This is a genomic window from Bacillus sp. S4, from assembly GCF_040838205.1.
Lineage (GTDB): Bacteria > Bacillota > Bacilli > Bacillales > Bacillaceae_G > Bacillus_A > Bacillus_A cereus_U.
This window is the reverse complement of the sequence record NZ_JBFPJI010000218.1, coordinates 1-5,593: the sequence shown is the minus strand read 5'-3', so window position 1 is coordinate 5,593 and position 5,593 is coordinate 1. Positions and strand designations below refer to the sequence as shown.

The window sequence follows — 5,593 nt, the reverse complement described above, 5'->3', positions numbered from 1 at the left end:
TTATTGGACCATATAGAACGCGATTTGAAAATGCGACGAAGGTAAGTAAGAAGCAAATTTTTTATTTTACGACCGGGATTGTTCTTTTGTATTTTGTAAAGGGAGGACCTATTGATTTAATTGGTCATATTATATTTAGTGCACATATGTTTGAGATGGCAGTAATGTATATTGCGGTGCCGCCGTTATTACTGCTTGGTATACCAGTTTGGTTATATCGTTATATTACTTCTTTTAAGTTCATTCAAATTGTGATAAAGTTTTTTGCTAAGCCGCTTATTGCGTTGTTTGTATTTAATGGCCTGTTTTCCTTTTATCATTTGCCAATTGTTTTTGATGCAGTAAAACAAAGTCAAATAGCGCATCCGATTTGCCTTGCTATATTGTTTTTTGCAGCAATGATGATGTGGTGGCCGATGTTAAATCCGCTGCCAGAATATCAAACTTTAAGTGATATTAAGAAGCTTGGTTATATGTTTGCTAATGGTATGTTATTAACGCCAGCTTGTGCGTTAATAATTTTTGCGACTGCACCATTATTTGCAACATATACAGATCCGGCCGCTTGGATGAAGGCAATGGAACTCTGTGTACCGGCGGGTACTTTATCAGATTTAAATATAACTGGACCAGAATTTTTACATTGGATGCCGGTAGTACAAGACCAGCAAACAGGTGGTATCATTATGAAAATTGTCCAGGAAATAGTGTACGGTACGATTATCGGTTATGTGTTCTTTAACTGGGCACGTAGAGAGCGTGAAAAGGATAAAGAGCAGCTGCAAGAGTTACCTCCTTATTTGCAGACGAAATAAAAACTAGCGCATCGTGTTAATGCGCTAGTTTTTTTGTTATTCAATAATTTGAAATTCTTTCAACTCTTTTTCAATATTTTGTAGGAGTTGTTCGCTTTTTTGAAGTACATTCGTTGGGAAAATCTCATCATCTCCATATTCAACGCCATGAGGATAATAATGTTTTCCTAATAAGGGTGGCAATAGTTTTACTTGAGCGTGTCTGCCGCCGATGTCACCTTCAACAGCAAATCCTTGTACACGTAAATAATAAATATCCTTTAATATTTCAAATTTATAATCATATGTAACGCGTTCGTAATCCCATTGTCCAGCAAGTACAAAATGATTGTTTTCCATAATCTCAGTTAAAAGAGTTAAATCAACGACTGCATCATTAAAGTTTGTATTTGTAAATTGCATAGAATACCTCCTTCTTTTAATGTTAGTGCATTATTTTTATAATAGTATGAATAATAAGAAAGTGCAATTCATATTGCGAGAAAAGGGATATTCCAGACTTTTTTCGTGAAAATATGATATAGTGAAAAGAGTACGGTACACACAAAAAAGGAAAGAAAAGGATTTGTGTATATCTCGATTTTATGCTTTGTTCAGGAGGTATATCGTTTGAAGAAATTATTGCGTATCGTAATGATTACATTTTTAATTTTAGCTGTTGATTTATACGGGAAGTTACTCGTATCACAATATATATTAACCCCATCTCACTCTAAGCAAGAAAATAAAATTGTGAAAAAGAAGAAGCAAGTAAATGAAGAATCCACAGATACTGTTTTAAGTATGATTGGTGGGGACTCTGAGAATTTATTAGCGAAGTGGGGCGAGCCGTCTCGAATAGAGCCGTCTGCTTATGGATATGAATGGTGGGTGTATAACCAAGATTTAGCTCAGTATGTTCAATTTGGAGTTGCTGAACGTAAAGTTGTAACGGCGTATGTTGCTGGTGAGCAAGTTAAGGTGGCTCCCTATTATATAAATGAAAAGTATGAAGAGGTATATAAAAAGAATCCACTTTCACATGAGATTTCATTAAAAAGAGGAAAGAATAGTTATCAATTTGAGTTATCTGATACGGAAGTAATGGAACAACCGCTAGTACCTGTAGAAGATGGATGGGCACAATTATACTTTGATCACTTTACACATGAGCTTGTTGGTCTTCGTTATATGGATGATGAAACGTTATTACGACAAAGACCATATCAACTTGTTTATTCAGGTGAATTAATAGCGGAACAGCCGCTGACGCCAGAAAAAATGAAGCAAGTTGAAAATGGGAATATGCAACAAATTCTCGATTTAACAAATGTTATTCGAAGTCGTCATCAATTACCGTTGTTAACATGGGACCAACAAACTGCAGATGTTGCATTTGGCCATAGTAAAGATATGAAGGATAATAATTATTTTTCACACGATTCACCTACTTTTGGTACGTTAGGAGATCGTTTGCAACGTGGGCAAGTGGCTTTTCAACTTGCTGGTGAGAATATAGCGGCGCAACATAGTGATGGAATTGCGGCGGTACAAGGTTGGTTAAATAGTGAGGGTCACAGAAAGAATGTATTAAATGAACAATTTACTGGATTAGGTGTTGGGGTATATGATAAATTTTATACTCAAAACTTTATCCGAAAATAAAATGAAACTTTAATCAGTGGGAGTCTTACTGTCCACAAATAGGGAGATAAAAAGGTGCATGAATCGTCTAAAAATAGGCGAACCATGTGCCTTTTTTTTCTTACAATATAGTAGATATACATGAAGAGGTGAGGATTATGCCAACAACAAAAGGGCCGTTACATCCATCGGTTCAACAGTTTAAAGAGTTTGTAAACCATCACCCTAAAATGGTTCATGAGGTTAGAAGTGGTCAAAAAACTTGGCAGCAATTTTATGAAGAATGGTACTTACTTGGTGAAGAAGATCAAATATGGACAGCGTATAGACCTGATGGAGCACCTGCTTTTTCTTCGGTAAAAGAAAATAAAGAAGAAAAAGAAAGTCGAACAGAAGAGGAAAAAACTGCTGATGTGATGGGGCAAATGCTTTCTTTCTTTAAAAAGTTAGACGTAGAGCAAATGCAACATCATTTAGCAAATGTAACGAGTGCGATTGGTAGCGTGCAACAAGTTATCCAACAATTTCAAGGGAACCGCGCGCAGCCAGAACAAAGTACTTCTGAAAATAATCCTTTTTTCTTTCAAAAGGATTAGGGGGAAAGAGGATGAGAGCAGAGCTTATGGAGTTTATAAAAGCTGATGAGGATTTAGCTCGCTATATTCGGGAACAGCCATACTGGTACCGGAAATTGACGCGTAACCCAGAAGAAAAAGAAGCTTTTGAGTTAGCTGCCATGCAGCATTTCAAAAAAACGATACCAGATAAAGTGGAAAAATTTCAAAATCAATTGGCGGTTGCTTCAATTATGATTGATATGTTCCAGTATATGAAGCAGCAAAATACGACGTAATTGGAAGGGAAAACTATGTCCGTTATGCAAAACTTTTGTTACAATAGAATCGCATTATTTAAAAAAGGAGTTGCAGCATGACGGAAATTTGTTTAGTACGACATGGACAAACTGATTGGAACTTTCAAGAGATTATTCAAGGGCGCGAAGATATTCCACTTAACGAGGTTGGGAAGAAGCAAGCGAGTCAAAGTGCAGCTGCCTTGCAAGCGGAATCGTGGGATATAATTATAAGTAGTCCGTTAATTAGAGCGCAAGAAACAGCTAAGGAAATTGCTGGGGCTATTGGATTACCATCTATTTTATTAGATGAGCGATTTATGGAACGTAATTTTGGGGAAGCTTCTGGGAAACCAGTTGCGGCCGTTAGAGAGTTAATTGCAGAAGGTAATGTAGAAGGAATGGAGCAGGATAAAGAAATTGTAGAGCGCTGTTTTACGGCTTTACAAGAGGTTGCAGTAGCACATGGAGATAAACGTATTATCATTGTTGCGCATTCACATGCAATAAAAGCTATTTTACACGCAATTGCACCAGATGAAATTACATTTAAAACGCCGTTAAAAAACGCATGTATTAGCTACGTGAAAGAGAATAGCGGGAAATGGGATGTTCTTAAATATAATATTGCGGAGCATATTAGTGTATAAGAGTGCAAGGGGATGGTATGAAAAGTAGTTAGTATCATATCTTTCTTTTAGGTGAGACACTTCAATTAGTAGTTCTGTTCCAAATGTGTTATGATGAATACTCGGAGGTGTCTCTCATGATTGTAGCGACGCTGGAAAGCGTATTGATTTTAGATAAGGCAGAGCAGCTTGCAAAAGCGATTATCTGTTCAGATATAGCAGAAGATTATCGTAAGTATTATAAGGATTTACAAGAAGATATAGAGGTCCAGACGCTAATTCAGCAATTTACAGTGATGAAAGAGCGATACGAAGAAGTGCAACGTTTTGGTAAATATCATCCTGATTATACTTTCGTTTCAACGAAAATGAGGGAATTAAAGCGTTCTGTAGATATGCATGATAAGGTTGCAGCCTTTAAAAGAGCAGAAACTGCTTTACAAAAGTTATTAGATGAAGTTAGTGTAGCAATAGGTTCTGAGGTGTCATCTTCCGTTAAAGTCCCAACAGGAAATCCGTTTTTTGATGCGGGTGGCTGTGGCGGTGGTTGTGGTACCGGAGGCGGTTGTGGTTGTAAAAAAACGGGGTAATTTACCCTGTTTTTTAGAATATAGAAGAAAACGTATACAGAGTTTGTCCTTTAATGTCATAAATTTTTGATTGGTTTTCATAAAATATAAGAATATAAGTTTTTAAAAGGAGAAGATGGAGAAGATTATGTTCGGGCAACGACAAAGTATGATTGTTTATTTACATTCATTGAAACATGCCAAGATTTTAAGGAAATATGGTAACATTCATTACATATCAAAACGTTTGAAATATGCCGTTGTATATTGTGATATGGAACAAATTGAGCATATGATGCAAAAATTGAATAAACTTCCTTTTGTGAAAAAAGTAGAACAGTCGTATCGCCCATTTTTAAAAACAGAATTCGAAAATTCGCGTCCTGATCGGGCAAAAGAATACGATTATAGCTAAGTGAAAAAATCCCCTGCTAAATTTAGCAGGGGATTTTTTTATTTGAAATAACGTGTTATTTCATTGGAGGAATGAAATTGTTCATTCGTAAAATACCAATTAGATGATTAAAAAATAGTTCTTTTTCAGGGAAAGTTGTTGATGGTTTTACAGTAAAGGGAGTAACTTTTTTCCCTATTTGTTCCGCCATTTCTTCAAATAAAACGACACGTTTACTTTTCTTATTTTCCAGTAAAGGAATGCCTTCACGACATATGTATAATGGTTGGAAATCACCAGTAGTTGTCGGTTTTAGTATTACAACAAGTGAACACATTTTTTTTTCGTTTTTTACAGTTTCGAATTGTAGCATATGTGTTACACGTTCTTGGTTTGTTTTGGCAATTTCAAGTAATTCATATAAGTCAGAGTAGCCTTCTCCGAGTTCTATAAAGCGTTGAATCATATTTTTTCCTCCTCTTTCTTTTACTGTACCATCTCACTTTTTAAATGAAAAGTAGACAAATAAAAAAACCCTGCAAAGCAGGGCCCTTCTAATACTAGTATGTACTACTAGTAAGAAGGCAAAGGGAGAGGAGAAACCGGAGGAAGAACTTATGGGGAAACGTAAGTCTTCTCCGCGGTTGGCAACAACATCGAAGATGATGTTGTTATATTTATTTATGTCCAATCTGAATGAAGATATACAT

Annotated in this window: 9 protein-coding genes; 7 read left to right on the top strand and 2 right to left on the bottom strand. The window is 35.9% G+C overall.

Annotated features, from left to right (window positions below):
• Window positions 1–815, top strand: an 815-nt coding sequence (gene ctaG, locus AB3X48_RS16795; RefSeq protein WP_367959749.1) for a cytochrome c oxidase assembly factor CtaG, incomplete at its 5' end; no start/stop codon positions are given.
• A 36-nt stretch (window positions 816–851) separates the two neighbouring features.
• Here ctaG and AB3X48_RS16790 read toward each other — a convergent pair.
• Window positions 852–1,217: a YugN family protein gene (locus tag AB3X48_RS16790; protein WP_002066906.1), complete on the bottom strand. Its 366-nt coding sequence runs from the start codon at window positions 1,215–1,217 to the stop codon at window positions 852–854.
• A gap of 207 nt (window positions 1,218–1,424) precedes the next feature.
• Between AB3X48_RS16790 and AB3X48_RS16785 the strand changes: the two genes are divergently transcribed.
• The 6 genes from AB3X48_RS16785 to AB3X48_RS16760 all read left to right on the top strand — a co-directional run bounded on the left by AB3X48_RS16785 (window position 1,425) and on the right by AB3X48_RS16760 (window position 4,904).
• A complete protein-coding gene (locus AB3X48_RS16785; RefSeq protein WP_002111471.1) occupies window positions 1,425–2,459 on the top strand; it encodes a CAP domain-containing protein in 1,035 nt (344 codons plus the stop codon).
• A gap of 137 nt (window positions 2,460–2,596) precedes the next feature.
• Window positions 2,597–3,034 carry a YlbD family protein gene (locus AB3X48_RS16780; RefSeq protein ID WP_002111470.1) on the top strand — a complete coding sequence of 146 codons (438 nt, stop codon included), beginning with the start codon at window positions 2,597–2,599 and terminating at the stop codon, window positions 3,032–3,034.
• Between the two features lie 11 nt (window positions 3,035–3,045).
• The gene (locus AB3X48_RS16775) at window positions 3,046–3,291 is read left to right on the top strand and encodes a YlbE-like family protein (RefSeq protein ID WP_002014770.1); all 246 of its coding nucleotides are present in this window, start codon (window positions 3,046–3,048) and stop codon (window positions 3,289–3,291) included.
• Between the two features lie 77 nt (window positions 3,292–3,368).
• A complete protein-coding gene (locus AB3X48_RS16770; protein ID WP_002160690.1) occupies window positions 3,369–3,941 on the top strand; it encodes a histidine phosphatase family protein in 573 nt (190 codons plus the stop codon).
• Window positions 3,942–4,057: 116 nt separating this feature from the next.
• Window positions 4,058–4,510: a YlbF/YmcA family competence regulator gene (locus tag AB3X48_RS16765; RefSeq protein ID WP_002111468.1), complete on the top strand. Its 453-nt coding sequence runs from the start codon at window positions 4,058–4,060 to the stop codon at window positions 4,508–4,510.
• A gap of 127 nt (window positions 4,511–4,637) precedes the next feature.
• Complete coding sequence (locus tag AB3X48_RS16760) at window positions 4,638–4,904, top strand: YlbG family protein (protein WP_002088292.1); 267 nt, start codon at window positions 4,638–4,640, stop codon at window positions 4,902–4,904.
• A 55-nt stretch (window positions 4,905–4,959) separates the two neighbouring features.
• Here AB3X48_RS16760 and AB3X48_RS16755 read toward each other — a convergent pair whose 3' ends face one another.
• Window positions 4,960–5,349, bottom strand: coding sequence for a DUF7147 family protein (locus AB3X48_RS16755; protein ID WP_002111466.1), 390 nt, complete (start codon window positions 5,347–5,349; stop codon window positions 4,960–4,962).
• Between the last annotated feature and the right edge of the window lie 244 nt (window positions 5,350–5,593).

Bases quoted from the DNA above. Each gene is read 5' to 3' on its own strand.
- AB3X48_RS16790 (WP_002066906.1), bottom strand. From the start codon at position 1,217: ATGCAATTTACAAATACAAACTTTAATGATGCAGTCGTTGATTTAACT.
- AB3X48_RS16780 (WP_002111470.1), top strand. From the start codon at position 2,597: ATGCCAACAACAAAAGGGCCGTTACATCCATCGGTTCAACAGTTTAAA.
- AB3X48_RS16775 (WP_002014770.1), top strand. From the start codon at position 3,046: ATGAGAGCAGAGCTTATGGAGTTTATAAAAGCTGATGAGGATTTAGCT.
- AB3X48_RS16770 (WP_002160690.1), top strand. From the start codon at position 3,369: ATGACGGAAATTTGTTTAGTACGACATGGACAAACTGATTGGAACTTT.
- AB3X48_RS16765 (WP_002111468.1), top strand. From the start codon at position 4,058: ATGATTGTAGCGACGCTGGAAAGCGTATTGATTTTAGATAAGGCAGAG.
- AB3X48_RS16760 (WP_002088292.1), top strand. From the start codon at position 4,638: ATGTTCGGGCAACGACAAAGTATGATTGTTTATTTACATTCATTGAAA.
- AB3X48_RS16755 (WP_002111466.1), bottom strand. From the start codon at position 5,349: ATGATTCAACGCTTTATAGAACTCGGAGAAGGCTACTCTGACTTATAT.